Source organism: Methylocapsa sp. S129 (assembly GCF_009765995.1).
GTDB lineage: Bacteria > Pseudomonadota > Alphaproteobacteria > Rhizobiales > Beijerinckiaceae > Roseiarcus.
In genome coordinates, this window is the sequence record NZ_LMUI01000007.1 from 22,289 (window position 1) to 48,181 (window position 25,893).

Annotated in this window: 25 protein-coding genes and 1 tRNA gene; 13 read left to right on the forward strand and 13 right to left on the reverse strand. The window is 63.5% G+C overall.

The features are described 5' to 3' along the window. Positions 1–14 precede the first annotated feature (14 nt). The 3 genes from GSQ90_RS00800 to GSQ90_RS00810 form a co-directional block, all read right to left on the reverse strand. The gene (locus GSQ90_RS00800) at positions 15–1,256 is read right to left on the reverse strand and encodes an ABC transporter substrate-binding protein (protein ID WP_246731352.1); all 1,242 of its coding nucleotides are present in this window, start codon (positions 1,254–1,256) and stop codon (positions 15–17) included. A gap of 80 nt (positions 1,257–1,336) precedes the next feature. Next, positions 1,337–2,095: an SDR family NAD(P)-dependent oxidoreductase gene (locus GSQ90_RS00805; protein WP_158812579.1), complete on the reverse strand. Its 759-nt coding sequence runs from the start codon at positions 2,093–2,095 to the stop codon at positions 1,337–1,339. Positions 2,096–2,101: 6 nt separating this feature from the next. Continuing rightward, positions 2,102–3,415: an LLM class flavin-dependent oxidoreductase gene (locus GSQ90_RS00810; RefSeq protein WP_158812580.1), complete on the reverse strand. Its 1,314-nt coding sequence runs from the start codon at positions 3,413–3,415 to the stop codon at positions 2,102–2,104. 150 nt (positions 3,416–3,565) lie between these two features. Between GSQ90_RS00810 and GSQ90_RS00815 the strand changes: the two genes are divergently transcribed. The 5 genes from GSQ90_RS00815 (at position 3,566) to GSQ90_RS00835 (ending at position 9,285) form a co-directional block, all read left to right on the forward strand. Continuing rightward, positions 3,566–4,342, forward strand: a complete 777-nt coding sequence (locus GSQ90_RS00815; protein ID WP_158812581.1) for an IclR family transcriptional regulator — start codon at positions 3,566–3,568, stop codon at positions 4,340–4,342. Positions 4,343–4,476: 134 nt separating this feature from the next. Next, entirely contained in the window at positions 4,477–6,144 is a 1,668-nt protein-coding gene (locus GSQ90_RS00820; protein ID WP_158812582.1) for a 3-(methylthio)propionyl-CoA ligase, read from the forward strand. Positions 6,145–6,211: 67 nt separating this feature from the next. After that, positions 6,212–7,342, forward strand: coding sequence for an acyl-CoA dehydrogenase family protein (locus GSQ90_RS00825; protein ID WP_210254788.1), 1,131 nt, complete (start codon positions 6,212–6,214; stop codon positions 7,340–7,342). A 12-nt stretch (positions 7,343–7,354) separates the two neighbouring features. Beyond that, entirely contained in the window at positions 7,355–8,125 is a 771-nt protein-coding gene (locus GSQ90_RS00830) for an enoyl-CoA hydratase/isomerase family protein (protein ID WP_158812583.1), read from the forward strand. A gap of 2 nt (positions 8,126–8,127) precedes the next feature. Further along, a complete protein-coding gene (locus GSQ90_RS00835; protein WP_158812584.1) occupies positions 8,128–9,285 on the forward strand; it encodes an acyl-CoA dehydrogenase family protein in 1,158 nt (385 codons plus the stop codon). A 92-nt stretch (positions 9,286–9,377) separates the two neighbouring features. On the opposite strand, the gene GSQ90_RS00840 is transcribed toward GSQ90_RS00835, so the two are convergent. After that, positions 9,378–9,471 (reverse strand) — tRNA-Ser (locus GSQ90_RS00840). Positions 9,472–9,657: 186 nt separating this feature from the next. Between GSQ90_RS00840 and GSQ90_RS00845 the strand changes: the two genes are divergently transcribed. Together GSQ90_RS00845 and lipB are read left to right on the forward strand one after the other, a co-directional pair. Continuing rightward, on the forward strand, positions 9,658–10,146 hold the full coding sequence (locus tag GSQ90_RS00845; protein WP_158812585.1) for a DUF2147 domain-containing protein: 489 nt from the start codon (positions 9,658–9,660) through the stop codon (positions 10,144–10,146). Beyond that, entirely contained in the window at positions 10,147–10,863 is a 717-nt protein-coding gene (gene lipB, locus GSQ90_RS00850) for a lipoyl(octanoyl) transferase LipB (protein ID WP_246731353.1), read from the forward strand. It begins immediately after the preceding gene. A gap of 28 nt (positions 10,864–10,891) precedes the next feature. Here lipB and ald read toward each other — a convergent pair whose 3' ends face one another. Next, the gene (ald, locus tag GSQ90_RS00855; protein WP_158812586.1) at positions 10,892–12,007 is read right to left on the reverse strand and encodes an alanine dehydrogenase; all 1,116 of its coding nucleotides are present in this window, start codon (positions 12,005–12,007) and stop codon (positions 10,892–10,894) included. Positions 12,008–12,131: 124 nt separating this feature from the next. Between ald and GSQ90_RS00860 the strand changes: the two genes are divergently transcribed. From GSQ90_RS00860 to GSQ90_RS00870, 3 genes are all read left to right on the forward strand, one after another. After that, positions 12,132–12,599 carry an Lrp/AsnC family transcriptional regulator gene (locus tag GSQ90_RS00860; protein WP_158812587.1) on the forward strand — a complete coding sequence of 156 codons (468 nt, stop codon included), beginning with the start codon at positions 12,132–12,134 and terminating at the stop codon, positions 12,597–12,599. A gap of 100 nt (positions 12,600–12,699) precedes the next feature. Next, positions 12,700–15,543: a DUF2339 domain-containing protein gene (locus GSQ90_RS00865; RefSeq protein ID WP_158812588.1), complete on the forward strand. Its 2,844-nt coding sequence runs from the start codon at positions 12,700–12,702 to the stop codon at positions 15,541–15,543. 34 nt (positions 15,544–15,577) lie between these two features. Next, positions 15,578–15,826 (forward strand): exodeoxyribonuclease VII small subunit, encoded by a 249-nt coding sequence (locus GSQ90_RS00870; RefSeq protein ID WP_158812589.1) that lies wholly within the window; start codon positions 15,578–15,580, stop codon positions 15,824–15,826. A gap of 177 nt (positions 15,827–16,003) precedes the next feature. Here GSQ90_RS00870 and GSQ90_RS00875 read toward each other — a convergent pair whose 3' ends face one another. From GSQ90_RS00875 to GSQ90_RS00910, 8 genes are all read right to left on the reverse strand, one after another. Continuing rightward, positions 16,004–16,675 carry a hypothetical protein gene (locus tag GSQ90_RS00875; RefSeq protein ID WP_158812590.1) on the reverse strand — a complete coding sequence of 224 codons (672 nt, stop codon included), beginning with the start codon at positions 16,673–16,675 and terminating at the stop codon, positions 16,004–16,006. Between the two features lie 132 nt (positions 16,676–16,807). Next, positions 16,808–17,809, reverse strand: coding sequence for a bile acid:sodium symporter family protein (locus tag GSQ90_RS00880; protein WP_246731354.1), 1,002 nt, complete (start codon positions 17,807–17,809; stop codon positions 16,808–16,810). Positions 17,810–17,874: 65 nt separating this feature from the next. After that, positions 17,875–18,669 carry a DUF429 domain-containing protein gene (locus GSQ90_RS00885; protein ID WP_158812591.1) on the reverse strand — a complete coding sequence of 265 codons (795 nt, stop codon included), beginning with the start codon at positions 18,667–18,669 and terminating at the stop codon, positions 17,875–17,877. 6 nt (positions 18,670–18,675) lie between these two features. Continuing rightward, entirely contained in the window at positions 18,676–20,658 is a 1,983-nt protein-coding gene (gene thrS / locus GSQ90_RS00890; protein WP_158812592.1) for a threonine--tRNA ligase, read from the reverse strand. Positions 20,659–20,902: 244 nt separating this feature from the next. Next, positions 20,903–21,577, reverse strand: coding sequence for a glutathione S-transferase family protein (locus GSQ90_RS00895; protein WP_158812593.1), 675 nt, complete (start codon positions 21,575–21,577; stop codon positions 20,903–20,905). A 133-nt stretch (positions 21,578–21,710) separates the two neighbouring features. Then, a complete protein-coding gene (locus tag GSQ90_RS00900; protein WP_158812594.1) occupies positions 21,711–22,631 on the reverse strand; it encodes a LysR family transcriptional regulator in 921 nt (306 codons plus the stop codon). A 71-nt stretch (positions 22,632–22,702) separates the two neighbouring features. Then, positions 22,703–23,002, reverse strand: coding sequence for a membrane protein insertion efficiency factor YidD (yidD, locus tag GSQ90_RS00905; RefSeq protein WP_158812595.1), 300 nt, complete (start codon positions 23,000–23,002; stop codon positions 22,703–22,705). Next, on the reverse strand, positions 22,999–23,451 hold the full coding sequence (locus GSQ90_RS00910) for an iron-sulfur cluster assembly scaffold protein (protein ID WP_158812596.1): 453 nt from the start codon (positions 23,449–23,451) through the stop codon (positions 22,999–23,001). Before GSQ90_RS00910 ends, yidD begins: the two co-directional genes overlap by 4 nt. Positions 23,452–23,582: 131 nt before the next feature. Here GSQ90_RS00910 and folE point away from each other — a divergent pair, with 131 nt between their 5' ends. The 3 genes from folE to GSQ90_RS00925 all read left to right on the forward strand — a co-directional run bounded on the left by folE (position 23,583) and on the right by GSQ90_RS00925 (position 25,788). Beyond that, positions 23,583–24,203 (forward strand): GTP cyclohydrolase I FolE, encoded by a 621-nt coding sequence (folE, locus tag GSQ90_RS00915; protein WP_246731355.1) that lies wholly within the window; start codon positions 23,583–23,585, stop codon positions 24,201–24,203. A 6-nt stretch (positions 24,204–24,209) separates the two neighbouring features. After that, on the forward strand, positions 24,210–24,599 hold the full coding sequence (hisI, locus tag GSQ90_RS00920) for a phosphoribosyl-AMP cyclohydrolase (protein WP_158812598.1): 390 nt from the start codon (positions 24,210–24,212) through the stop codon (positions 24,597–24,599). Between the two features lie 160 nt (positions 24,600–24,759). Continuing rightward, positions 24,760–25,788, forward strand: a complete 1,029-nt coding sequence (locus GSQ90_RS00925; protein WP_158812599.1) for a patatin-like phospholipase family protein — start codon at positions 24,760–24,762, stop codon at positions 25,786–25,788. Positions 25,789–25,893: the final 105 nt, after the last annotated feature.

Below are 25,893 nucleotides of genomic sequence, written 5' to 3' on the forward strand. Positions count from 1 at the left end.
GGCGAAGAATTCGTTCAAATCCGTTTCAGCAATGGGCAGACGCTTTCACTCGCCGGCCGCCAGGCCTCTTCGGCCGGGATCGTGCTTTTGATCGCGTAATAATCGTAGGGGTATTTTGAATCTTCCTTCGCCTTCACCTCGGCCAGATACATCGGCCGCATCACCTGGCCATCCTCGCGAATGCGCACGTCCTTCATCGAGAAATCGTTGATCGGCAATTCATGCATCTTCGCGACGACCGCCGGGCCGTCCGTGCCGCCCGCCGCCTCGACCGCTTTCAAATAATGCGTGACCGCGCTGTAAGTCCCCGCCTGCGCCTCGTTGGGAACTCGGCCGTTAAAGGCCGCCATGAAGCGCTTGGCGAAAGCGCGCGTCCCCTCATTCTGATCCCAATAGAACGGCGTCGTCAGTGTCAGACCTTTCGCCATATCCAGGCCCAGCGCATGCACCTGGTTGATGTAGAGCCCGAGAGGCGCGAGCGTCTGTCCGCCCTGCGTGATCCCGAATTCATGCGCCTGCTTCACGGCATTGTTGAAATCAGCCCCGGAATTGGCGAGCGCGATGACTTTGGCGCCGCTGTTCTGCGCCATGAGCAGAAAGGACGAGAAATCGGCCGTGTTGAGCGGATGGCGCACCGAACCGACGACGCGCCCGCCGGCCTGGCTGATAAACCGCGTCGTGTCGGCTTCCCATTGCTTGCCGAAAGCGTAATCCACCGTGACGAAGAACCACGTGTCCTTGCCTTGCTTCACCAAGGTCTGCGCCGTCGCCTTCGGAAGCGAATAGGTGTCGATGACCCATTGCTGTCCCATCGGAGAGCAGGCGCTGTTCGTCAGTTCGGAACTCGCCGTTCCCGCGAGCAGGTAGGGCTTGCTATGCTGCTTCATCAAATCCTGAGTCGCCAGCGCGATGGAAGAGGCCGAGCCGCCGACGATCACATCGACGCCGTCCGCGTCGAGCCAACGCCGCGCGGCCGCCACGCCTATATCAGGCTTGTTCTGATCGTCAGCCACCAGCAGTTGGATCGCCTTGCCGAGCACGACGCCGCCACGGTCCTCGATCGCCATACGGGCCGCGAGCGCGGAGCCGGGGCCGCCGTTGTCGGCGTAGGGGCCTGACTGGTCGGCGATGACGCCAATCTTGACGACGCTTGAGGCCGTCTGCGCCAAGGCCCTGGGCATGGCCGCCGCCACGAGCGCAGAGCCGCCTAAAGCGAGAAGGCCGCGCCGGTGAAGCATTGCAAAGTCGAAATTCATTGTTTCCTCCTCCAGGATTTTCCGGCAGATCTTCGCCGCCTTTTTGTCGATCAGAGATGTCCGGCGCGCTCAGCCGCATGTCATGAGAATGCGTAGGTGATGCCTCCATCGACGAACATCATGTCGCCGGTGACGAACGAGCTCTCGTCGCTGGCGAGGAAAACCGCGGCGTTGGCGATGTCGGCGACAGTGCCCAACCGGCCGAGCGGCGTGCGGGCGCGCCGCCTCTCCCAGGCGGCTTCGCTGACGACGAGATTGGCGCCCTCGGTCGCGGTCGGTCCGGGCGCGATGGCGTTGACGCGAATGCCGCTCGGACCAAATTCCGCCGCCGAAGCGCGCGTCACGCCCAATACGCCAGCCTTAACGCCGCAATACATGACGCCGTTCGCCATCGCGAGCACTGCCGAGGGCGAACCGATATTGATGATCGAGCCGCCGCCCTTTTCGCGCATGTCCGGCGCAATCGCCTGAATGGCCCAGATCACGCCCTTGAAGCCGACGTCGATCATGCGGGAGACCATCTCTTCGGTCGCTTCCTCCAATGGGCCGTAGCGGTTCCACATGGCGTTGTTGACGAGAATGTCGATTGGGCCATAGGCGGCGCGCAGAGCCTCCGCCGCGGCGAAGACCTCCGCGCGCTTGCCGACATTGGCGACGATCGCGACGGCGTCGCCGCCCGCCTCCCGGATCTCTGCGACCGCCTGGTCCGCGACCTCGCGCTTGATGTCGAGGACGCCGACCCGGGCCCCTTCGCGCGCGAAGGCGTCGCAGATGGCGCGCCCTATCCCGCGGCCGCCGCCGGTGACCAGCGCCACGCGCCCTTTCAGTCGTTCAGCCACAGCCGGTCATCCGACTTTGGCGGCTTTGGCGAAGGTCTCGCGATTGGCCATCGGAATGGCGCCGCCGCGAGTCGGATCGGCGTAGACGCCGCCGGCGGAGGCGTAATCCTTGCCGGCGCGACGTTCGAGAACGATGCCGATCGCTTCGACATTCGGAATCTCGCTCTCTTTCAGCGGGGCCATGCGGGTCTTGCGGGCGAGCGCGGCTTCCACGAAAGGCGCAAGCTCCTCCGCTTTTTTCTTCTCGCGCTCGGCCTCCCGCTCCTTGAGCCCGGGCATGACCTCGCGCGAGAACAATTCCATCGCCTCGCAGATATGTTCATGACGATTCATCCCCGATTGCTGGATGAAGATCATCTGGTCGACGCCGACATCGGCATAGCTCTTGAGATGTTCGAAGACGCTCCTGGGCGTGCCGATGCTGCCTGAGCCCGGCGTCTCCTTCATGTCGCCCTTGATCGCCTGGAAACGCTGCCAAAGATTGGTCGCGCCGGGCCTGTGCTCGCCATAGACGGCGTAATGCGCGATCGAGAACCCGAAGAATTTGAATCCGTCGAGACCGCGGCGCGCCGCCTCGTCGCCGTCGCGATGAACCATCATCCCGTTCAGCGTCGCAAAATTGGCGTTGACGGTGTGGCCGATGGGGACGCATTCGGCCGATTTGATGATCTGATAATATTCGTCGCGCCAGATCTTCGCCTGCGTGGCGTCGACGAAGCCGAAAACCAGAGCGCCGACCCCGTTGCGCGCCGCGCGCAAAATGCTCTCGCGGCGCGAGCAGGCCATCCAGATCGGCGGATGCGCCTTCTGCACGGGCTTGGGCACGACATTGCGCGTCGGCATTGAGAAGAACTGGCCTTTGTAGCCGGGGTAAGGCTTCATCGTCATCATATTGGCGGCCTGTTCGACGCCCTCGCGCCACGCCGCCGTCTTCTGCTCGGGCTCGAGGCCAAAGCCATGCATTTCGATCAGCGAGCCCGACTCGCCGGTGCCCCATTCGACGCGGCCGTTCGATACGAGGTCGAGCGTTGAGATGCGTTCGGCGACGCGAGCGGGATGATTGTAATTGGGCGGCGCGAGGCAGATGCCGTGACCGAGCCGAATATTTTTTGTGCGCTGCGAACATGCGCCGAGAAACACTTCCGGCGCCGATGAGTGCGAATATTCTTCGAGAAAATGATGTTCGACTTCCCAAGCGGTGTCGAAGCCGAGACGGTCTGCAAGCTCGACCTGATCGAGGGCGTTTTGAAATAAAGTGAGTTCGGCGCCTTCGCCCCAGGGCTGCGGCAATTGATGCTCGTAGAATATGCCCAATTTCATGCGTTTTCCTCTGAGGTCTCATTCTTGTTTCGGAGGGAAACTGCCACCCGGGCGACTTGCGCGGCAACGAATTTTTATGGATGGATGTGATTATCACGTATGTGGATATTCCTTTCGCGGAAGAATCCGAACCGGCGGAGTTGGGCGTCCATGGGAATTCTGGCGGTTAAATCGGCCGCGCGCGCAATCGAGGTCCTCGAATGTTTCGGCGCGGCGCGTGAGCCGAAATCGTTGAAGAGCATTTGCGAGATGCTGCGCTATCCCCAGTCCAGCACGAGCGTGTTGTTGAAGACGCTGACGGTGATGGGTTATCTGAACTACGATCGCCGGCGGCGCGTCTATTTCCCCACCCTGAAGGTCACGGCGCTCGGCGACTGGGTGCCGCAGGCCTTGTTCGGCAACGGCCGCGCGCTGGAGGCGATGCGCGACGTTCACAGCGCCACGGGCGAGACGGTCTCGATCGCCGTCAAGAACGACATCTATTTTCAATATATCAAGGTCATCCAGTCGATGCATGCGCTGCGGTTCCATGTCAGCGAGGGTACGATGCGTCCGTTGACCCAGTCGGCGGTCGGTTGGCTGCTGATGTCGACGTTGAAGGGCGACGATCTCGACAATGTCATTCGCAGGGCCAATATCGCAGCGGGCAAAGCGGAGGCAGTGAAAGTCCCGGCGATGGTCGCGACGGTGGCGCAAGCGCGGCGGCAGGGTTACGCTTCAGCGGAGAACGTGCCGTTCCTGGGCGGCGCCACGCTCTGCGTGCTGCTGCCCATGACCATCCAGGGCCAGCCGGTTGCGCTGGGCCTAGGTGGTTCGCTGGAGCGCATCCGCGCCAACCGCACGCGTTATCTCGCCGCCTTGAAGCGCTGCGCCAGAGAACTGCGCGGGATCGGCGGGGGCGAGTTGGGATTCGACATCGAATTTTAGGCCGCAGACGGCTCGCGCGCCCTCCCTCGCAATCGCCCTGACGAATTCACATATGAAATATTGTCCATCACGGGTTTACGCCGACGGGGCTGCCGATGGAATGTCCCCGCCGATAAGCAAAAAAGGGAGGAAGCGTGCTTGGATTGATGCAGCAACGGCCGCTTCTGGTTTCGTCTTTGCTCACCTATGCGGAGACCTATCATTCCGACACGGAGATCGTTTCGCAGACCGCCGAAGGCGCTCTTCACCGCTACGATTATCGCGCGCTCGGCCTGCGGGCGCGCCGTCTCGCCAACGCCCTGATCGGGCTCGGCGTGAAGCCCGGCGACCGGGTCGCGACGCTCGCCTGGAACGGCCACCGGCATCTCGAACTCTATTTCGCGATTTCCGGCATTGGCGCGGTTCTGCATACGATCAATCCGCGCCTGTTCGGCGACCAGATCGAATATATCGTCAACCATGCGGAAGACAGCGTCATCTTCTTCGATCCCTCGTTCGCCCCGCTTCTGGAAGGCCTAGCGCCAGACCTGCGCGGTGTGAAGGGCTATGTGGCGCTCACGGACGCCGATCATATGCCGGCGACCGCTTTTGGCCCGCTCCACTGCTATGAAGAATTAGTCGCAGCCGCGTCCGACATCTATCAATGGCCGAGCTTCGACGAAAATACCGCTTCGTCGCTTTGCTACACATCCGGCACCACCGGCAATCCCAAAGGCGTTCTCTACAGCCACCGCTCGACCGTGCTGCACGCCTTTTGCGCCTGCGCGCGCGATGGCTTGAGCCTGTCGAGCCGCGACAGCGTCATGCTGATCGTGCCGCTGTTCCATGTGAACGCCTGGGGCATTCCCTACGCCGCGGCGATGTGCGGCGCCAAGCTCGTGCTGCCCGGCCAGGCGCTCGACGGCAAGAGCGTGTTCGACCTGATGGTCGCCGAGGGCTGCAATTTCTCGCTCGGCGTGCCGACCGTCTGGTTGAACTTCTTCCGCTATGTCGAGGAAACGCCGGGCCTGCCTTTGAACGACGTGCGTCTCGATCGGGTGGTCATCGGCGGTTCGGCGGCGCCGCGCGCGGTGATCGAAAAATTCCACAGGCTGTTCGGCGTCTTCGTCATCCATGCCTGGGGCATGAGCGAGACGAGCCCTCTGGCCACCATCGGCAACCTCCTGCCCAGGCACCGCGATCTCTCGACGGCTGAAACCGTCGACATCCAGGTCAAGCAGGGGCGCGCGATCTATGGCGTCGAACTCAAGATCGTCGACGCCGGCGGCGCCAAACTCGCCCACGACGAGGCCGAATCCGGCGATCTCCTGGTTCGCGGACCCTGGGTGACCGCCGGCTATTTTCGCGACGAGGGCGGCGACATCCTCGATCAGGACGGATGGTTTGCGACCGGCGATGTTGCGAAGATCGACAGCGACGGCTTTGTTCGCATCACCGACCGTTCCAAGGACGTCATCAAATCGGGCGGCGAATGGATTTCATCCATCGATCTCGAAAACGTCGCGGTCGGCTGTCCGGGCGTCGCGGAGGCGGCCGTCATCGGGATGAAGCACGACAAGTGGCAGGAACGCCCGCTGCTGATCGTCGTTCGCAAGCCAGACGCCGAAGCCGACAAAGCGGCGATCCTCGCCTTTCTCGCCGGCAAGATACCGAAATGGTGGATGCCGGACGATGTCGTCTTCGTCGACGAATTGCCGCACACAGCCACCGGCAAACTGCAAAAAATGAAGCTGCGCCAGCTTTTCGCCGACTATTCCCTGCCGCAAACGCGTGACCAGACCCGCGCAACGGCGACTGGCTGAGCGGCGATAGGCGGCCGCCGCGCCGCGCGGTCGCCCATCCTGCGCGCCACAGAATTCGGAGGATCGAATGCCCCAGGTTGCGTTGCGTGACGAGGATGGCGCGCTCGCCATTTTGCGCGATAGCGTCGCCGCCTTCGCCAGACAGAACCCGGGGCCGGCTCGGCTGCGTCTTCTGCGCGGCAAGGGCGGCATGAACCAAGCCGTCTGGCGAAAGATCGCCGAAGCCGGCTGGATCGGGCTTCTCGTGTCCGAAGAGGCCGGCGGACCCGGCCTCTCCGTCCGGGAGCAGGTTGTGGTTTCAGAGTCGCTGGGCGGCGAACTCGCGCCCGAGCCCTATGCGATGCTCTCCGTCTTCGCGCCGGCTGTCCTTAGTGCTTGCCCAGCCTCGCCGCGGCGGGAGCTTTTGCTCACGGGCGCGATATCAGGCGAGCGCCTTGTCTCGGTCGCGTGGCAGGACAGGCGCGGCGGGCGTGAAATGACGGCGAAAGAGGACGCTTCGGGCGAATGGATCCTCGACGGCGAGAAAGCTTTCGTCGAGGCGGCCGGCGACGCGACAGACTTGCTCGTCGTCGCCTCGCATGGCGCGCAGACTTGTCTATTCGCCGTCGACCCATCCTCTCCAGGCGTCACAATCACACAGCGCGCCGGCGTAGACGGCGGCGCGCTATCCAACATCGCGTTCCACGATGTCAGAATCGGACAAGATCGGAAGCTTGCCGTCGCGCCATCGGCCGGCGCCCTGCTCGACCAGGCGCTTGCGCGGACCCGCCTGGCGATCGCCGCCGAGCTTGCCGGGCTCGCGAACAAAGCCCTCGAAATCACCGTCGAATATACCCGGCAGCGCGTGCAGTTCGGCAAACCGATCGCCAGTTTTCAGGTCATCCAGCATCGCCTCGTCGATATGTGGATGCAGGCCGAGCTCGCAAGCGCCGCGGTGCGCAATGCGGCCGAGCTCTGCGTCGGAAATAGCGAAGCGGCGGCCGCTAGCACAGCGATTCTGGCGGCCAAGGCGCGCGCCAGCGACGCCGCCTCGATGATTTGCCGCAACGCGATCCATCTGCACGGGGCGATGGGCTACACCGACGAATGCGACATCGGCCTCTATCTCAAGCGGGCGATCAATCTTGGGGCGCTGCTCGGCAATGCCGACGCGATGCGCCGCCTTTTCATCGAAAACAATTCTCATCCGCGTCACTGAATCGGGAAAGCCATGGAACAGCTCATCAAACGTGAAATCGTCGACGGCGTCGCCATCGTCACGATGGACGCGCCGCCGGTCAACGCCCAATCGCGGCCCTTCATGGAACAATTGACGACCTGCTTTGACGAGATCAACGACCTGCGCGAGGCGCGCGTCGTCGTGCTCACCGGCAAGGGAAAAATCTTCTCCGCCGGCGCCGACATCAAGGCGCGGATGCAAGGCCATCCCAATCCCGGCGACACTTACGCCCACATGCGCCGCGTGCGGGAATCGTCGAACAGCATCATGGAATGCAACAAGCCGGTCATCGCGGCGATAAATGGGCCCGCGCTCGGAGCGGGACTAGGCCTCGCAATCGCCTCGGACATTCTCATCGCCTCGGAGAACGCCACGGTCGGCCTTCCCGAAATCGATGTCGGCCTGATGGGCGGAGCGCGCCATGTCATGCGGCTGTTCCCGCATTCCATCGCGCGCGAAATGATCCTGACGGGTCGGCGCATTTCCGGCCCCGAACTCTACCGTCTCGGCATCGTGTCGGCCTGCGTGCCGCTGGAGGAGCTGATGAACGCCGCCATGGCGATGGCGCGCAATATGGCGCGCAAGAGCCCGGTCGCCTTGCGCCTCGCCAAACGCGCCATCAACACGGTGGAGACGATGGGATTGCGCGAGGGCTATCGCTTCGAACAGAATCTCACCGCCGAAATCACCAAGCACGAGGATTCCAAGGAGGCGATGCGCGCCTTCGTCGAGAAGCGCGAACCCGTCTTCAAGGACCTCTAGGGATGGCCGAGGACCTCAACGATCTCACCGACGAGGAATTTCGTCGCGTGTTCGTCGCATGGGTGGACGCCAATTGTCCGCCGGCGTTGCGGCGCCTGCGCAAGCAACGCCCGCTGTTCGACGAAGTGAAGGACTGGTATCTCGCATTGTCCCGGAAGGGATGGCTGGCGCCGACTTGGCCGCGCGAATATGGCGGCATGGGCCTCTCCCCCGCCAAGCACATGGTCTATGTCGAGGAATGGGGCCGGCTCGGTTGCCCGCGCATTCCCGATCACGGCGTCGGCCTCGTCGGGCCGCTACTGATCCGGTTCGGAACGGTCGAACAGAAGGCCGCCTATCTCCCGCGGATCCTCACTGGCGAACACGTCTGGTGCCAGGGCTATTCCGAACCCAACGCCGGCTCCGATCTCGCCAGCCTGCGCACGGAGGCTTTGCTCGACGAGGACGGTTTCGTCGTGACCGGGCAGAAAATATGGACCACGCTCGCCAATTGCGCGAACTGGATTTTTGTTCTGGTACGGACCGACAAGATCGCCAAATCCCGCCAGCAAGGCATCAGCGTGCTTCTCGTCGACATGACCTCGCCCGGCGTGCATGTGCGCCCGATCCCCAACATTCGCGGCGAGGAGGAGTTTTGCGAAGTCTTCTTCGATCAAGTGCGGGTTCCGCGCGAGAATCTGGTGGGGGCGCTCAACGATGGCTGGACGCTGGCCAAATCGGTCCTCGGCCACGAGCGTATTTTCCTCGGCGCCCCGACCCGCGCGGAATATGCGTTGAGCCGGCTCGAGACCCTGGCGCGCGAACTCGGCGCATTCGGCCAAGCCGATTTCGACGCGCGCTATGCGCAACTCCGGTTGGACATCTATGACCTTGCCTCGGCCTTCGAGCGCTTCGCGGATGTGGTGCGGTCGGGCGGCGAACTCGGCCCCGATGTCTCGATGCTCAAAATCTTCGCCACAGAGCTTTATCAGCGGATCACCGAGGAGATGATCCGGATCGCCGGCGACGAAGCGCGCTTCTTCGAAGACATCGTCATCGGCGGCGAGGCGATCGACGCCATGAATCTATTCCTCGATTCGCGCGCGCCGGCGATTTTTGGCGGGTCCAACGAAATCCAGCGCAATATTCTCGCCAGGGCGGTGCTGCGCCTCCCCGGCTAGCGGACTCGACGACGCGTTGAGGGGAAAGCCGGATGCGCAACAGAATCACAGACAGAAGAATTGTGACATTTCAATAATTTAGGAAAAAGAACTGGCGGAGACGGAGGGATTCGAACCCTCGATAGGGCTTTACAACCCTATAACGGTTTAGCAAACCGCCGCCTTCAGCCTCTCGGCCACATCTCCGCGCGCGCTTGAGCAACGCCCAATGCGCGACATATGCCCGACGGGCCGCGCCTTTGCAAGACCGCGCCGCGCGCCACCCTATAAACGATCCGCCATCGCCTTGCCCCGCCGTCCGTCGCGCCATAATTTGGGGCCGGAGAGATCTGATTGCTCCTTCGCTTGAAAAGGCGAGATTGGGAGGCCGCCATGCGCGCAGCGAAGATCGTTCGAACCACATGTCTCCTAGCGGCGCTCGGCCCTGGAATGATCCCGCCCGCGACATCGGCCACCGCTCCGCCCCAGAGCGCGGGCATCAACGGCGTCTGGATGACGGAGCATGCCGACGCGAAAATTCGCATCGCCGCCTGCGGAAAGACTCTATGCGGAACGATTGTGTGGCTTGCGGAGCCCAACGATGCAAGCGGGCAGCCAAAGACCGATGTCAACAATAGCGATGAAGCCAAACGCGCGCGTCCGCTCATGGGGTTGATCATTTTCACGGCTCTAACGCCCGACGGCCAGGAGTGGCGCGGGCGCGTCTATAATTCCGAGAATGGAAGAGACTATGATGTCGAAATCGGGTTTCTCGACGAGCAACACGCATTCGTGAAAGGCTGCGTTCTTGGCGGGCTCATTTGCGGCAGCGAAACCTGGACGCGAACGGAACCGCCCGAAGGCCGTTTGAAAGGGAAATAATTGCTGGAACGTTCGTCGATTTCAACTTCCATGCACGCTTCCGGGCGCGCGCGCCCGATCGAATGGATCGTCGCGCCCGGGGTCGTTGGCTATGCGGAAGCGGTCGCCGAAATGGAGGCCCGCGTGGCGGCGATCGCCGATGGCGAAGCCGCCGAGCGGGTCTGGCTCGTCGAGCATCCCGCGCTTTACACGGCAGGGACGAGCGCGCGCGAGGGCGATCTTCTCGATGCGCGCTTTCCCGTGCATCGCACCGGGCGCGGCGGACAATTCACCTATCACGGGCCGGGGCAGCGGGTCGCCTATGTCATGCTCGATCTCAAGCGTCGGCGCCCCGATGTGCGCGCCTTCGTCGCGGCGCTGGAGGCCTGGTTGATCGAGACGCTGGCGGCGTTCGACATAACGGGCGAGCGGCGCGAGGATCGCGTCGGCGTCTGGGTTCCCCGCCCCGACAAGCCGGCGGGAATCGACGGCGCCCCCGCCGAAGACAAGATCGCCGCTTTGGGCATTCGCGTGCGCCGCTGGGTGTCCTTCCACGGCGTCGCGCTCAATGTGGCGCCCGATCTCGCGCATTTTTCCGGCATCGTGCCCTGCGGCATCGCGCAGGCCCATTACGGCGTGACGAGCCTGCGCGATCTCGGGCTGAAGGCGACAATGAGCGACGCCGACCGCGCTTTACGCGCGACCTTTGAAGCGCGGTTTGGCGAGACGACCGGCTGAAGCAACGGAAAAAGCCGCCGCCCTTCCCTTAGCCCAGGAACCCCGCCGCCGGCGTATAAGCGAGCCCATGCGCATCGGCGACCGGCTTGCACGCAATCTTGCCGTCGTGGACGTTGAGGCCGGCGCGCAGATAAAGATCGTCCTTCAGCGCCTGCTTCCAGCCTTTGTCGGCCAAAGCCAGCGCGAAAGGCAAAGTGGCGTTGTTGAGCGCGAAGGTGGAGGTGCGCGCGACCGCGCCCGGCATGTTGGCGACGCAATAATGCACGATGCCGTCGACGACATAAGTCGGGTTGGAATGGGTCGTCGCCTTCGACGTCTCACAGCAGCCGCCCTGATCGATCGCGACGTCGACGATGACGGCGCCGGGCTTCATCGTCGCCAGCATCGCGCGGGTGACGAGCTTGGGCGCGGCGGCCCCGGGAACCAGGACGGTGCCGATCAAAAGGTCAGCGCGCTTGACCAATTCCTCGATAGCCGCGCGCGTCGAAAAGATCGTGCGAACGCCCGTGCCGAACTGCGCGGACAGGCGGCGCAAGGCTTCGGCGGAACGATCGACCACCACGACATTGGCGCCCATGCCGAGCGCGATCGTCGCGGCATGGGTGCCCGAGACGCCGCCGCCCAGGATGATGACTTCGGCGGCCGGCACGCCGGGCACGCCGCCAAGCAGGATGCCTCGCCCGCCCGCCGCCTTCTCCAGCGCATGCGCGCCGACCTGCGGCGCGAGGCGCCCCGCGACTTCCGACATCGGGGTCAGCAGCGGCAAGCCGCCATAGGGCGAGGTGACTGTCTCATAGGCGATGCAGGTCGCGCCCGAAGCGACGAGATCCTCGGTCTGGGCGAGGTCGGGCGCGAGATGCAAATAGGTGAACAGGATCTGGCCGGGGCGGAGCTGCTTGCGCTCGGCGGCGAGCGGCTCCTTGACCTTCACCACCATTTCGGCGCGCGAGAAGATTTCGGCGGGGCCTTCGACGATCGTCGCTCCAGCCTGGACATATTCGGCGTCCGACAGGCCGGAGCCGATTCCCGCCGCCTTTTCGACGAGAACCTGATGGCCGTGATGCACGAGTTCGGCGGCCGATGACGGCGTCAAGCCGACGCGAAACTCATTGTCCTTGATTTCCTTGGGAACCCCGACCAGCATTTTCGCCTCCACGACAGAATATGACGATAATCCCCGCTTCCACGCGCAATGTCCCACGATTTTCGAGACAAAACCCTCATTGGATGGCAGATTATGCGGCGGAAGACGTAAATAGAGAAATTTTATGCGTATAGAAGATATCGACGACCGCGACCGCGCCATCCTGCGCGAATTGATGCGCGAGGGGCGGCTGACCAATGCCGAGCTCGCCGAGCGCGTTCACCTGTCGCCTTCGGCCTGTCTGCGCCGCGTGCGCATGCTGGAGGAAAGCGGACTGATCGCCGGCTATGTCATGGTGCTCGATCCGGCCGCCGCCGGCCTGCCCGGCGCCGCCTTCGTGTTCGTGACGCTCGACCAGCAGGGCCGCGCCATGCTCGATCGCTTCGAGGCCGACGTGCGCCGGCACGCCGAGATCATCGAATGCTACCTACTCGCCGGCTCGGCCGATTACCTCCTGCGCATCGCCTATCGCGACGCGCGCGATTTCGAGCGCATCCATACCGACATCCTGACCCAGCTCCCCGGCGTCTCGCGCGTGCAATCGACGCTGGCGCTGCGGACCGTAAAGAAGACGACGGCATTGCCGGTTTGAAGCGGCGCCAGGCGACCGATTGCGCAGGCGGCGCGACAAGCGCTTAAGATGAGCCGCGCCATGCGCCGGCGCAACGTGGTTGTTGGGGGACGAGACCGAAATGGACGATTTCATTCTGCTCGGCCTGATCGGCATTGTTTTCCTGCTGCTCGGCCCTATCGGCTTCTTCCTGACGCTCGGCGCCCGTTCCCGCCTGAGAAATGTCGAAGCCCAATTGGCGACGCTTCTCGCGCGCGCCCCGGCTCAAGAGCTCGTCAAGAGCGATAGAGTCTCGCGCGAAAGCGCTGGCGCCGTCCCCCTCGCGCCGACCCTGCCCCTGCCGCCCAAGCCGGACAGCACGATCGAGACGATGGAGCAAATACGGCTGGCGCTCACGAAGAGTGACCCGCAGCCGGCTTCGGCTTCAGAGGGGGCCTCTACAGATGGAGCGTCTGTCGATGAAGCCGCGACGACGCCCGCACCCGCCGCTTCTGAGCCCGTCGACCAGGCCGTGCGGCTTCCCGCGGCGCCGGTCAGGAAAATCGGCATCGAGGAAAGGCTTGGCGCGCATTGGGCGGTGATCGTCGGCGGCGTCGCGCTGGCGTTTGGCGCTCTGCTGCTGGTCAAATATTCGATCGAACAAGGATTTTTCGGCCCCGGCCTGCGCGTCGCCGGCGGACTTCTGCTGGCCCTCGCCTTAGTGGCGGCGGGCGAATATTTGCGCCGTAAGGAGCGGCCGGGCGAAGAAGCGGCCCAGGCCGCGCCGATCCCCTCTGTGCTGACGGGCGCCGGCACAGTCGCCGCCTTCGGCTCGCTTTACGCCGCCCACGCGCTTTATGGCTTCATCGGCCCCGGCCCCGCCTTCTTGCTGATGGGCGTCGTCGGCGTTGCGACCATGTTCGCAGCGGCGCTGCATGGCCCGGCGCTCGCCGGCCTCGGACTGATCGGCGCGCTCGGCGCGCCCTTGCTGGTGACGTCGACGGAGCCCAATCCCTGGCCGGTCGTGCCCTATGTCGCCATCGTCTGCGCGGCGGCCTATGGCCTGGCGCGCATCCGGCGCTGGCTCTGGCTGGCGATCGCGGCCGCCATCGGCGCGGCGATCTGGCAGGGCCTGTTTTTGCTGAATCTCAACGGGATCAACAGCATCGACTTCACCCTCGCCAGCTTCGCCCATCTGGTTATCGAGACAGCGCTCGTCATCGTGGTTTTCGCGCTCACGCCGCATTGGATGGTCCCGCAAGGCGAACAGCGCACCGACTCGATCGCTTCGGAGGCGATGCTCGGCTGCGCCGCAATTGCGTGCCTCGTCCTTGGCGTCGCGTCGCAATATGCCGGCTCCGGTCCGGGCTGGATCGTCGCCGCCGCGCTTGTCGCTGCGATGCTGGGCCTGACCGGAACGCGCCTGCCCGCCGTCGCCGCCGCTAGCGCCGCCGCCGGCCTCGTCATTCTGGCGGCATTGGCGAGTTGGGGTACTTACAGCGGGCTGGTCGTCGATCCCTATTCCTTCTTCGCGCAATGGCCGACGATGGACGCCGAGCGCCTGTTCGTCAGCTTCGGCCTGATCGCCTCGATCGCCCTCAGCGCGCTGAGCTTCTGGCGGCTGCTCAGCCCGACGCCCTTGTCCTTCGCCAAATCGGCGATCTATGCGGGCGCCGGGGCGCTGACGCCGCTCGCGGCGGTGTCGATCCTTTATCTCAGACTGACGCATTTCGAGGCGAGCGCGCCGCTCGCCGCCGTCGCCGCTGGAATCGCCGCGGCGATGGCGGTCGGCGCCGCAATCTTCATGCAGCGCAGAACCGAGCGCGCGTCGCCGGCGATCGAGCTCGGCCTCGGCGCGCTTGCCGCCGGCGCCATCGCGGCGCTGTCGCTCGGCTTCGTTTTCGAATTGTCGGAGGGCACGCTGACCGTCGCGCTGGCGCTCGCCGCATTAGGTTGCGCGCTGGTCGCGGATCGGCTCGCCATTCCCGCCTTGCGCTGGTGCGTGCTGGGCCTCGGGCTCGCCGTCGCCGGACGCTTTCTCTACGAGCCGCGCATCGTCGGCGACGCGCTCGGCAAGACGATTATCTTCAATTGGCTGCTGTTCGGCTATGGCGTTCCCGCCCTCGCCTTCGGACTGGCCGCGCGGATCATGCGTCGTTCCGCCGAGGACGCGCCAATGCGCGTCGCGCAGGCTCTGTCGATCCTGTGCAGCGCGCTGCTGGTCTCGTTTGAAATCCGTCATGCGCTGAACAGCGGCGATCCCTTCGCGCCGACCAGCGGCCTGATCGAACAAGGGCTGTTCGCGATCGTCGGCATTCTCTTTTCCGCGATCCTGATGGAGCTCAATGCGCGGCGCGCCGACCCGCTCTATTTCTATGCATCGCTTGGCTTCGGCGCGCTGACGCTGGCGCAGGCGCTCGCTGGCCTGTTGCTGTGGCAAAATCCTTACATTTCGGGCGAACCGGTCGAAGGCGGCGGCGTATTCAACGGTCTCGTTCTCGGTTATTTGCTGCCGGCCGCCGCCGCCGCGATTCTCGCCATCCGCGCGCGCGGTCGTCCGCCCGAATGGCGGCGCATGGCGGCGGCGGCCGCGGCGATCCTCTTGCTGTTCGCCTATGTCAATCTGGAGCTGCGGCGGCTGTTTCAGGGCGGCCCGGCGATCGGCTATGATTTGTCGACCAGCGACGGCGAATTCTACGCCTATTCGGCACTGTGGCTCGGGCTCGGCATCCTCCTGCTCGCCTATGGAATCGTCACCCATTCGAAGCCGGCGCGGCTCGCCTCCGCGGCGCTGGTGTCGCTGACGGTGGTCAAGGTCTTCCTGCTCGATCTGGCCGGCCTTGAAGGCGTCTTGCGCGCGCTGTCCTTCCTCGGCCTTGGCGCCGCGCTGATCGGCATCGGCCTCGTTTACCAGAAGCTCGTCTTCGCGCACCGCCCCGAGGAGGACGCCGAGGCGAAGACGGCTGCGCCGCCCGCCGAGATATGATAGGAGGGCGCGACTCCATGTAAAAGGCCGCCCTGTGACCGACACGCCCGCCGATATCGCCAAACTGCCCTTCGAAGCGGCGCTCGCCGAACTCGAGGCCATCGTCGAAAAGCTTGAGAAAGGCGCTGTGGCGCTTGAGGAATCGATCAAGATCTATGAGCGCGGCGAAGCGCTGAAAGCCCATTGCGATAAATTGCTGAAGAATGCTGAGATGCGGATCGAAAAGATTACGCTCAGCGCCGACGGCAAGCCGAAAGGAACTGAGCCGTTGGATGCGGGCTAGAGGAGACGCCAGAAGACTTTGCGATGCTCCGCCGGCCGAGAACGTTTGCTTTCAACACAATCCACCCGACGCGGATTCTCGCACGCGACGCATCCTTCGCCTCGACCCTGAACAGTCCGGTCACCCCGCGCGTCGGCGCCTCCGCGATCGACGCGCTGTTTTCACACTCGCGCGGCTTTATTGGCTATATGCGCAACTGCAGACCTTGCGAATATGGCGATAGACCGTGGTCGGCACCTGCTCGGTCCGTTGATAGGTCTGATAGGTCGTCACCGGAACCTGGACCTGGGTCGTGACCGCCCGATAGCTCATCACGGGCACATAATGGGTCTGTTCCTCGGTGCGGTAGGAGCGCACCGGAACCGTATATTCCCTTGTCACCGGACGGTAGACAGTGGTCGGAACCGTATAAGTGTGGGAATACGTCTGCGGCGCGTAGGAATAAGCCTGCGATTCATTGGAATAGGTCTGCGGCGCGGCGGCATAGGTCGGGGCCGCATAACCTTCCGAATAAGCCGGCGCGGCCTGCTGCGTTTCATAACCTCCGGCATATCCATTGTCGGAATAAGACGTCGCGGCGCCGTAGAGCGCTCCCCCGGCGAGATAGCCGGCGCCATTGTAACCATAGCGGGATTCGCGTTCATGATAATAGCGTAGCCCGCCAACGGGGCGATAATCGCCGCCCATCCGTCGATAGCCGCCGGCGGCGTAACCGCCATGGCCGTAGCCGGGCGAGGCGTAAGAATGGCCGTGGCCGGGGAGCCAACCGGCCTCGGCGTCGATGGCGAGCGTCAGAGAAGATAGGAGAGCGAGCGCGCCGATCCCTGCGAGTCTGTAAATGGGACGCATGAGAGAACCCCTGTCGCGATTTAGGTCGTCGAAACCGGCGCCGCCGGGCTCTCCGTCCAATTCTGAGACGCGCGATGGCGTCGACGTCAGGATGTTGCAAACCTCGTTCCGGACATAGCCGCGCCGGCGGCGTCAGTCGGCGCCAGCCGCCTGCGCGTCTGTGGAGCGTACGGGATCGCTCGTCGCATACCGCCGCGCCAACGCAGCGCAGACCATCAATTGGATCTGATGGAACAGCATCAGCGGCAGCACGATCATGCCGACTTGGGCGAGCGGAAAGAGGACGCCCGCCATCGGCACGCCGCTCGCAAGACTCTTCTTCGAGCCGCAGAAGACGATGACGATCTCGTCGGCGCGGTTGAAGCCGAGTCGCCGCGCGACGATGACGGTCGCCAGCAGGACGATTGCGAGAAGAACCGCGCAAACGATCAGCAGTTTGATCAGATCGCCCGCCCCGAGCACATGCCACAGCCCGTTGGCGACAGCCTCGGAGAAGGCGAGATAGACGACGAGCAGGATCGAGCCGCGATCGACAAAGCCGAGCGCGGCGCGATGGCGCGCGACAAAGGCGCCGATCCAAGGGCGCAAGAAGTGGCCGGCGAGGAACGGCAACAGCAATTGCAGGATGATCGCGCCGACCGCGTCGAGCGAAACGCCGCCCTTGAGATTCATCAAAAGCGCGACCAGCGCCGGCGTCAGGAAAATGCCGACGAAATTGGACAGCGAGGCGCTGCATACGGCGGCCGCGACATTGCCATGCGCGATCGAGGTGAAGGCGATCGAGGATTGCACCGTCGATGGCAGCAGGCACAGAAACAACAGGCCGACGAGCAAAGATTCCGGCAGCACGCCGCCCAGCGCATGGCGTAAGCCAAGCCCGAGCAGCGGAAACAGCACAAAAGTCGCCGCGAGCACGATTAGATGCAGGCGCCAGTGCAGCGCCCCCGCCAGCGCCGCCTCGCGCGATAGACGTGCGCCGTGCAGGAAAAACAGCAGCGCGATCGCGAAAATGGTCAGGATATGCACGGCTGCCGCCGCCGAGCCGACTGCCGGAAGAAGGCTCGCGACGACGACCGTCGCCACGATGGCGAGCGTGAAATTATCCGGCCTAAACGCCGCAAGCGAACGCAGCAAAGGAACCTCTCAATCTCCAGCCCGCGCTCTTTGCATCCGATCCGTTTCGGATGCGTCTGCGAGGCTCAATGAACGTTCGCCCAAGTTTCCTTGGGAACCCAGATCGCCGAATCCTCGTCGCCGAACGCTTCGGCGGCATTCTCGAGGATTGTCGTTCCAACCCAGGCGGCGACAATCGCGTCGATCATATCTTCGACGGGCTTCAAAGCGCTGAAAGTCGCGGGCCGTTCGACATCGACGGTATCGAGAACGCCTGCGACGACCTCGTCAAGCCGTTGCGCAATCTTTCGCAACTCGCCGCGGACGTTCGAAAGCCTCTCTCCCGGCGAGGCGCCGCGCCAATAGATACTTGTCTTCGCCACTTTGTATTTGACGCGCATAGGGACGGCCATCAGTCGCAGCAGAGCCGGATGGGGATAGATTTCCGCGAGCGTCCATGGATGAGCCGGAGACGTCAAGGTCTTGAGCCGATAGCCCCGGGCCTTGCAATGCTCATGAAGCTGATCGCTCACTTTGCCCGGGCGAACCGCCGATGGCGAATGGGTCGCGCATTTGGCGGCGCCAAAGCGGCTCGACACCTTGATGTCCGAAGCGCGGCGGCCTGTAATCGGATGGCGCGACAGCGGCATGTCGACCGCGATGAGATCGGGCAAACGGCCGCCAAGCATGCGCTCGGCGCAGACGATGGCGAAATCGAGACCGGACTCCTTCGCCGCCTCCAGGCTGGACGCGCACGCAAAATCCTGAATATTCGATGCCGCGGCCCCCAGCCGCCAATGCGCGCCGACCTTTTCGATCAGCGCGAATCCGCTCGGATTGTGTCTCGTCCACGCCGCGTCGATTCCCAGCACGGCGACCATGGCGCCTTAAGCCGCCCTATCCGCCGCCTGTTCCGCCTTGATGTCGGGCGGCATCGCTTCTTCGATCAGCGCCGCAAGCGCCTCATCAAGCGTCGATGCGCGCTGCTCGTTGGAACCAAGCCGGCGTATCGAGACGGTGCGTTCCGTCGCCTCCTTGCGGCCGACGACGACCAGCGCCGGAACCTTGGCCAGCGAATGTTCGCGCACCTTGTAGCTGATCTTCTCGTTGCGCAGATCGCCCTCGACTCTCAGGCCACGCTTGCGCGCTTTGGCGATGATCTCCATCGCGTAATCGTCGGCTTCCTGCGTGATCGTGCAGACGACGATCTGCAGGGGCGCGAGCCAGAGCGGCAGAAGGCCCGCATGGTGCTCAAGCAATATGCCGATGAAGCGCTCCAGCGAGCCGCAGATCGCGCGGTGCACCATCACCGGCGTTGTCTTCTCGCTGGCCGCCGAAATGTAGAAGGCGCCGAAACGTTCGGGCAGGTTGAAGTCGACCTGGGTCGTGCCGCATTGCCAGTCGCGGCCGATCGCGTCGCGCAGCACATATTCGAATTTCGGCCCGTAGAAGGCGCCCTCGCCCGGATTGAGCATCGTCGTCACGACATTGCCGTGCCGCGCCTTGATCTCCTCAAGAACGCGCAGCATCACCGCCTCGGCGTGATCCCACGCCGCATCCGTGCCGACGCGCTTTTCAGGCCGCGTCGAAAGCTTCACGATGATCTTGTCGAAGCCGAAATCGTGATAGACCGACAGGATCAGCTCGTTGATCTTATGGCATTCGGCGGCAAGCTGTTCTTCGGTGCAGAAGATATGCGCGTCGTCCTGCGTGAAGGCGCGCACCCGCATCACGCCATGCAGCGCGCCCGAGGGCTCGTAGCGATGGACCATGCCAAATTCTGCGAAGCGCAGCGGCAATTCGCGATAAGAGCGCAAACCGTTTTTGAATATCTGCACATGGCCCGGGCAGTTCATGGGTTTCAACGCATAGATGCGCTCGTCCTCGGTCTCGGCATCGTCGCCGGCCGGCCGCGCCATGAACATGTTCTCGCGGTACCACTGCCAGTGGCCGGAGATTTCCCACATATGCTTGTCGAGCACCTGCGGCGCGTTGACTTCCTGATAGTCGGCAGCAAGGCGCCGCCGCATATAGGCGATCAACGTCTGGAATAAAGTCCAGCCCTTCGGATGCCAGAAAATGGCGCCCGGGCCCTCTTCCTGGAAGTGGAACAGGTCCATTTCCCGCGCCAGCTTGCGATGGTCGCGTTTCTCGGCTTCCTCGATCTGCTTGAGATAGGCGTCGAGATCGGGTTTGCTCGCGAAAGCCGTCGCATAGATGCGCGACAGCATCGGCTTGGTGGAATCGCCGCGCCAATAGGCGCCCGCCACTTTCATCAGCTTAAACGCGTCGCCGATCTTGCCCGTCGAGGTCATATGCGGGCCGCGGCAGAGGTCGAGCCAGTCGCCCTGAGCGTAGATTTTCAAGCTTTGGTCGGCGGGAATCGCGTCGATCAGCTCGATCTTGAACGCCTCGCCCTTCTTCTCGAAGAAATTCTTGGCCTCGTCGCGGCTCCATACCTGTTTGGTGAACGGCTTGTCGCGCGCGATAATCTCGCGCATGCGTTTCTCGATCGCCGGAAAGTCTTCGGGCGTGAAGGGCGTTGCGCGGAAAAAGTCGTAATAGAAGCCGTTCTCGATCACCGGCCCGATCGTCACCTGCGTATCCGGCCACAAAGACTGCACCGCTTCGGCCAGAACATGCGCGGAATCGTGGCGGATGAGTTCAAGCGAACGCGGGTCTTCGCGCGTGACGAACTCGATCGTAGCGTCCCTGTCGACCGGATCGGAAAGGTCGCTCAAGACCCCGTCGAGCACCATCGCGACGGTGCGTTTGGCGAGCGAGGGCGAAATGGATTTGGCGATATCGAGGCCGGAAATCCCCGCCTCAAAGGCGCGCTTCGCGCCATCCTTGAAAGTCACGTCGATCAAAGCATCCTCCTTGCTCACTCGCCGATACCAATCGGCGTAAGCGTGGTGTGGAGGAGCGATATAAACGCGGCGCGCGGCGAGGGCAATGGGTTTGCGGGACCTCAGGGCCGCGCTTTGCGGTCGATCTTCTCAAGCTCCTCGCAATCCAGGACGGACCCCCGGGGGATCCGTCTTGAACCGGTTTTCTCCCTTCTTTGGAATCTCCGAAGGCGGTCCCGCGCACCGCCCTGCTTCATCCCGCTCTCTATGAGGCGTTTTGGGGGAACATGGCGCGGCGGGCTTGCTCATCGAGTTCGGACTTGAACGTGTGCCGCTCCTTGAGTTGAAGTGCGCGCGAAACGGCGGGCCGCGCGTTCATCGTCTCCATGAACCGCTTCACGTTGGGATAGTCGTCGAGGCCCTTCGCGCCGAGAATATAACCGGCGGAGGCCGCCCAACCGAACAGCGCCATATCGGCGATCGTGTATTCGTCGCCCGCCAGGAAATGCGACGCAGCGAAGCGCTCATCGAGAATACGATAATGTCTCTCGACCTCTTTGACGTAGCGATTTTTGGCGTACGGAATGTCTTCCGGCGCGTAGTGCAGGAAGTGAACCGCCTGCCCCGAGAAGGGCGACAGGCCCGTCGCGACGAATTCCAGCCACGAGAGCGTCGCGGCCCGCGCGGGCCTGCCCGTCGGCAGAAATTTGCCGTGCTTTTCGGCGAGGTAAAGCAGGATGGCGTGGGAATCGAAGACCGCCACGCCGTCGTCGACGATCGCCGGGACCTTCGCGTTCGGATTGATCTTGCGAAAATCGGCGGCATGCTGCTCGCCTTTGAAGATATCGACGCCGACGACGTCGAACGGCTCCTGTAGCTCTTCGAGAAGTACGGCGACTTTCATCGAATTCGGGGTGGCGTGAAAATACAGTTTTAGCATTGGCTTGTCCTTAGGCATGGCAGATTGACCTGACGCAAAACGTATGCGCGATCCCTGCCATGCCGACTAACAAGACTCGTCGATGCGACCCATGTCTCTCTTTGCTGTCTCTCGAGGCGCCAGCGCCTTTTCCTCACGAACGGGGCGTGCGGGCGCTCTGGATGACGTGCTTGCGCAGCCACACATGCGCGGGGTCGCTTCGCATTCGCGGATGCCAGAACAAGTTCATCTGGAACGGCGCCAAGGACAACGGCGGCGCAAAGAGATCGAGAACGTTCGTGAAGCGTTCCAGGAAGCGTCTCGGCAGGGTGCAGATGCAGTCGGTGGCCGTCAGCACCAGCGGGGCCAGAGCATAGCTCTGGATCGACACCGACACGTTGCGCTCCCGTCCGACTTCGGCAAGCGCATTGTCGATCATGCCGCTGAAATGGCCGCCGCTCGTGGAGATCAAGAGATGATCGAGCAAGCAGAATTCGTCGAGCGTCAACGCCGCTTGGCCTCGCGGATGGCCGATGCGCTGCGCGGTGACGAACTCCTCATTGAACAGGGTTTTGGCGATCAGCCCGCCCGCTCCGTCCTCGGCCGCGCCTACAAACAAATCGACGTCGCCCTGTTCCAGATGCGCGGCGATCTGAGCTTTATCAGGCAGCGTAAAGGCGATTCGCACGTTCGGCGCCTGCGACTTGATCAGCGGGATGAGCTCCGGCGCGAGTATCGCCGCGGGATTGTCGGTCGCGGCGATGCGGAAGACCCGCTTGCTTGTCCGCGGGTCGAAGAAATGCGCGGTCTGCACGAAATCGTTCAGACGCTCGATCAACTTCGTCAACTCCGGCTGAAGAGCGGCTGCATGAGCTGTGGGAATCATCCCCCGGCCCGATGCCGCGGGAATGAACAACGGATCGTTCAGGAGCTGGCGAAGCCGGGTCAGCCGCGCGGAAAGAGCCGATTGCGTGATGTTGAGACGGGCCGCCGCGTGTGTGACGTTCTGGTCTCTGAAAAGGGCGGCCAACGTCAGCAGGAGGTTGGTGTCAAAATCCGAAAAGCCTTGGGACAATTACAGTCTCCGTCGATCCCGCCGATTGAAGCGTCTGTTGCGCGCAATCTACAGGAAAAAGACGCGTCTCCTCACTTCGCCCGGAACCGCCAGCGCCCATAGCGCCACGGCTGGGTCCAGGACGCGCCTTCCGGCTTCTTCTCCGGCGGCGGATCGTAGCCGGAGCCGCCATAGGGATGGCAGCGGCAGACCCGGGCGGCCCCCATCCAGCCGCCGGCCCACAGGCCATGGCGGGCGATCGCCTCGTCCACATAATCCGAGCAGGTGGGGAGGTAGCGGCACTGGCGCCCGATGACAGACGAGAGCGTCAATTGGTAGAACCGGATCAGCCCATGCGCCGCGCGCCGCGGAGCGAGGGCGAGCGCCCTCATCGCGCGGGCGCCAACGCCGCCCTGTCGGCTTCGATCTGGGCGAGCGCATCGGCTACGGCGTCGAAAGTGAGCAACGTCGAGGCATGGCGCGGCTTGTAGTCGCGCACGGGCTCGAGCGCCGCGAAATCCGCCCATTTCCCTGACGGCGGCGGGCCGTTGTCCTTCAACATGCGGTGCATCGTCTCGCGCAGTGCGACGAGTTCGGCCGGCGTCGCGCCGATCACATGGCGGGCCATCAGGGACGACGAAGCCTGCCCCAGCGCGCAGGCTTTCACATCATGAGCGAAATCGCTGACGCGGCCGTCCTGTAACAAAAGATCGACCACAACCGTAGAACCACAGAGGCGGGAATGGGCCTTCGCGCTGGCGTCGGGCGCCGCCAGCCGGCCAAGACGGGGGATGTCGGCGGCTAATTCCAGAATGCGCTTGTTGTAGATGTCGTTCAGCATGGGGACGCGGGGCCTCAGGCCCCCGGGTGGCGCGGGGGCGCTTGGCTCCTATATAGGATGGCGAAACGGCAATGAAGAGGGCGCGGTCGGGGGCATGGCCCTGAAATCGCCGGCCTGCTATGAGGCGATTGATGAATGACTTTGTGAAGCCCCCCGCCCTTGACGGCGCGGAACTGCGCGCCAAGCCGAGCCGCGAGGAGGCTGAGGCCGCCGTGCGCACGCTCATCGCCTGGGCGGGCGACAACCCTACGCGCGAGGGCCTGGCCGACACGCCCCGGCGGGTCGTCAAGGCCTACGAGGAATTGTTCAGCGGCTATGGCGAGGATCCCGGCATCGCTCTGTCGAGGGTTTTCTCACAGGTCGACGGCTATGCCGACATTGTCGTCGTTCGCGACATTCCGTTCTTTTCGCATTGCGAGCACCATATGGTGCCCTTCTTCGGCAAAGCACATATCGGCTATTATCCGAGCCACGGCGTCGTCGGCCTTTCCAAGCTGGCGCGCATCGTCGACACTTTCGCGCGCCGGCTGCAGACGCAGGAGGCGATGTCCGCACAAATCGTCGAGGCGGTCGACGCCGCCCTGCATACGCGCGGCGTCGCCGTGATGATCGAAGCCGAGCACATGTGCATGTCGATGCGCGGCGTGAAAAAGCATGGCGTTTCGACGGTGACGACCCAATTCTCCGGCGTGTTTCGTCAGGACGCCAATGAACAGGTCCGTTTCCTCACGCTTTTGCGCGCAGCCCAATGATCGATCATGAGTCTCGATAAAAAAACCCTGGAGGAAGGCGCGCTGTTTGCGCCGCGTTTTTCCAGCGACGGGCTGATCGCCTGCATCACGGTCGACGCTTCCTCGGGCGACGTTCTGATGCTCGCCCACATGAACCAGGAGGCGTTGGACAAGACGCTGGCGAGCGGAATCATGCACTATTGGTCGCGCTCGCGCGGAACCTTGTGGCGCAAGGGCGATACGTCCGGCCAGATTCAGAACCTCGTTGAATTGCGCGTCGATTGCGATCAGGACGCTTTGCTGGCCCGGGTCCATGTCGGGGGCGATGGCGGCGCCTGCCATACGGGCCGACGCTCCTGCTTTTATCGCCGGGTGGAGGACGCCGATGCTGGCCCCAGCCTCGTCCCGGCGGTCTGAACATTTCGTGAGCGGCCCGATTTTGGCCGCTTTAGACAGGCTTAACCCTTTTTCAGTTTTGGTCCTATCGTTAACGGGCTGGCGATATCAGCGGTCTAATTTGTCAGAAATTCGCTCGCATCCTCGTGCGGGCGACCTGTAAACTGCGTCAGGCATTGCAATGTTTGGCTATCCCACACGCAAGGCGGCCGAAGATCCGGTCGGGGGCAATATGAAGCGCCGCCGCCCCTCCATTGGAATCGTCCTTGGCGCCGGCGCCGCGCGCGGCTGGTCGCATATCGGGGCGCTTCAAGAACTCGTCGCCATGGGCGTCGTTCCCAACATCGTAGTCGGCGCATCCGCCGGCGCGGTGGTCGGCGGTTGTTTCGCGGCGGGCCGTTTGGAACAGCTTGAGGCCTTCACCCGCTCTCTCACCAAGCGCCGCGTCTTCGGATTGATGGACGTTTCCTTTAGCGGCGGCGGTTTGATCGGCGGCGCCAAACTGCGCACGCGGCTGGAAGAATCGCTCGGCGGCATCAATATCGAGGACCTGCCCATCCGCTTCGCTTCGGTGGCGACGGAAGTGGGCACGGGCCATGAGATATGGCTGAAGAACGGCCCGCTGATCGACGCGATCTGCGCTTCCTATGCGCTCCCCGGCATATTTGCGCCGGTGCGCTGGGGCGGACGCTGGCTGATGGACGGCGCGCTCGTCAATCCTGTGCCGATCAATGTCGCGCGCGCGCTCGGCGCCGATAAAGTCATCGCCATCAATATATCCTCCGACGTCCTGACGCGAGGCACCGCGATCCAGGATCCCCTGTATTTCGCCGAAAAAGCGGAAACCGGAGTAGAGGCCGGAAAAAAGAGCGGAATCATGGGGAGCCTGAGCCGCGGCGCGCGGCTGTTCCATCGTCCGTTCGCCGGCGGCGAGGACGGCGTGCCCGGCATCGCCTCGGTGATGGCCGACGCCTTCAACATCACACAGGATCGGATCATGCGCTCGCGTCTGGCCGGCGATCCGCCCGACGTTCTCATCACCGCGCGTATGACCAAGATCGGACTGTTCGAGTTTCATCGCGCGGATGAGTTGATCGCGCTCGGCCGCGAAGCCGCGCGCAAGGCCATCGACGAGATCCGCGAACACATCGATTTGGACCCGCCGGCGAGCGCTTCGCTCCCCGCGCCATCGGCGGTCGCGGCGCGCTGAGAGAGTCTTTCCTTCTCCCGCTTCTCGCTACGGGATTCACACGAGTGATTTGCGTTGAGCGATTGCATATCCTTCGATCAAGTCGGCCAATCGTCGCCATCCCTC

Excerpts from the sequence above, each read along its gene's own strand:
- GSQ90_RS00800 (WP_246731352.1), bottom strand. The coding sequence starts at position 1,256 with ATGAATTTCGACTTTGCAATGCTTCACCGGCGCGGCCTTCTCGCTTTA.
- GSQ90_RS00810 (WP_158812580.1), bottom strand. The coding sequence starts at position 3,415 with ATGAAATTGGGCATATTCTACGAGCATCAATTGCCGCAGCCCTGGGGC.
- GSQ90_RS00815 (WP_158812581.1), top strand. The coding sequence starts at position 3,566 with ATGGGAATTCTGGCGGTTAAATCGGCCGCGCGCGCAATCGAGGTCCTC.
- GSQ90_RS00825 (WP_210254788.1), top strand. The coding sequence starts at position 6,212 with ATGCCCCAGGTTGCGTTGCGTGACGAGGATGGCGCGCTCGCCATTTTG.
- GSQ90_RS00830 (WP_158812583.1), top strand. The coding sequence starts at position 7,355 with ATGGAACAGCTCATCAAACGTGAAATCGTCGACGGCGTCGCCATCGTC.
- GSQ90_RS00835 (WP_158812584.1), top strand. The coding sequence starts at position 8,128 with ATGGCCGAGGACCTCAACGATCTCACCGACGAGGAATTTCGTCGCGTG.
- GSQ90_RS00845 (WP_158812585.1), top strand. The coding sequence starts at position 9,658 with ATGCGCGCAGCGAAGATCGTTCGAACCACATGTCTCCTAGCGGCGCTC.
- ald (WP_158812586.1), bottom strand. The coding sequence starts at position 12,007 with ATGCTGGTCGGGGTTCCCAAGGAAATCAAGGACAATGAGTTTCGCGTC.
- GSQ90_RS00860 (WP_158812587.1), top strand. The coding sequence starts at position 12,132 with ATGCGTATAGAAGATATCGACGACCGCGACCGCGCCATCCTGCGCGAA.
- GSQ90_RS00865 (WP_158812588.1), top strand. The coding sequence starts at position 12,700 with ATGGACGATTTCATTCTGCTCGGCCTGATCGGCATTGTTTTCCTGCTG.
- GSQ90_RS00875 (WP_158812590.1), bottom strand. The coding sequence starts at position 16,675 with ATGCGTCCCATTTACAGACTCGCAGGGATCGGCGCGCTCGCTCTCCTA.
- GSQ90_RS00885 (WP_158812591.1), bottom strand. The coding sequence starts at position 18,669 with ATGGTCGCCGTGCTGGGAATCGACGCGGCGTGGACGAGACACAATCCG.
- GSQ90_RS00895 (WP_158812593.1), bottom strand. The coding sequence starts at position 21,577 with ATGCTAAAACTGTATTTTCACGCCACCCCGAATTCGATGAAAGTCGCC.
- yidD (WP_158812595.1), bottom strand. The coding sequence starts at position 23,002 with ATGAGGGCGCTCGCCCTCGCTCCGCGGCGCGCGGCGCATGGGCTGATC.
- GSQ90_RS00910 (WP_158812596.1), bottom strand. The coding sequence starts at position 23,451 with ATGCTGAACGACATCTACAACAAGCGCATTCTGGAATTAGCCGCCGAC.
- folE (WP_246731355.1), top strand. The coding sequence starts at position 23,583 with ATGAATGACTTTGTGAAGCCCCCCGCCCTTGACGGCGCGGAACTGCGC.
- hisI (WP_158812598.1), top strand. The coding sequence starts at position 24,210 with ATGAGTCTCGATAAAAAAACCCTGGAGGAAGGCGCGCTGTTTGCGCCG.
- GSQ90_RS00925 (WP_158812599.1), top strand. The coding sequence starts at position 24,760 with ATGTTTGGCTATCCCACACGCAAGGCGGCCGAAGATCCGGTCGGGGGC.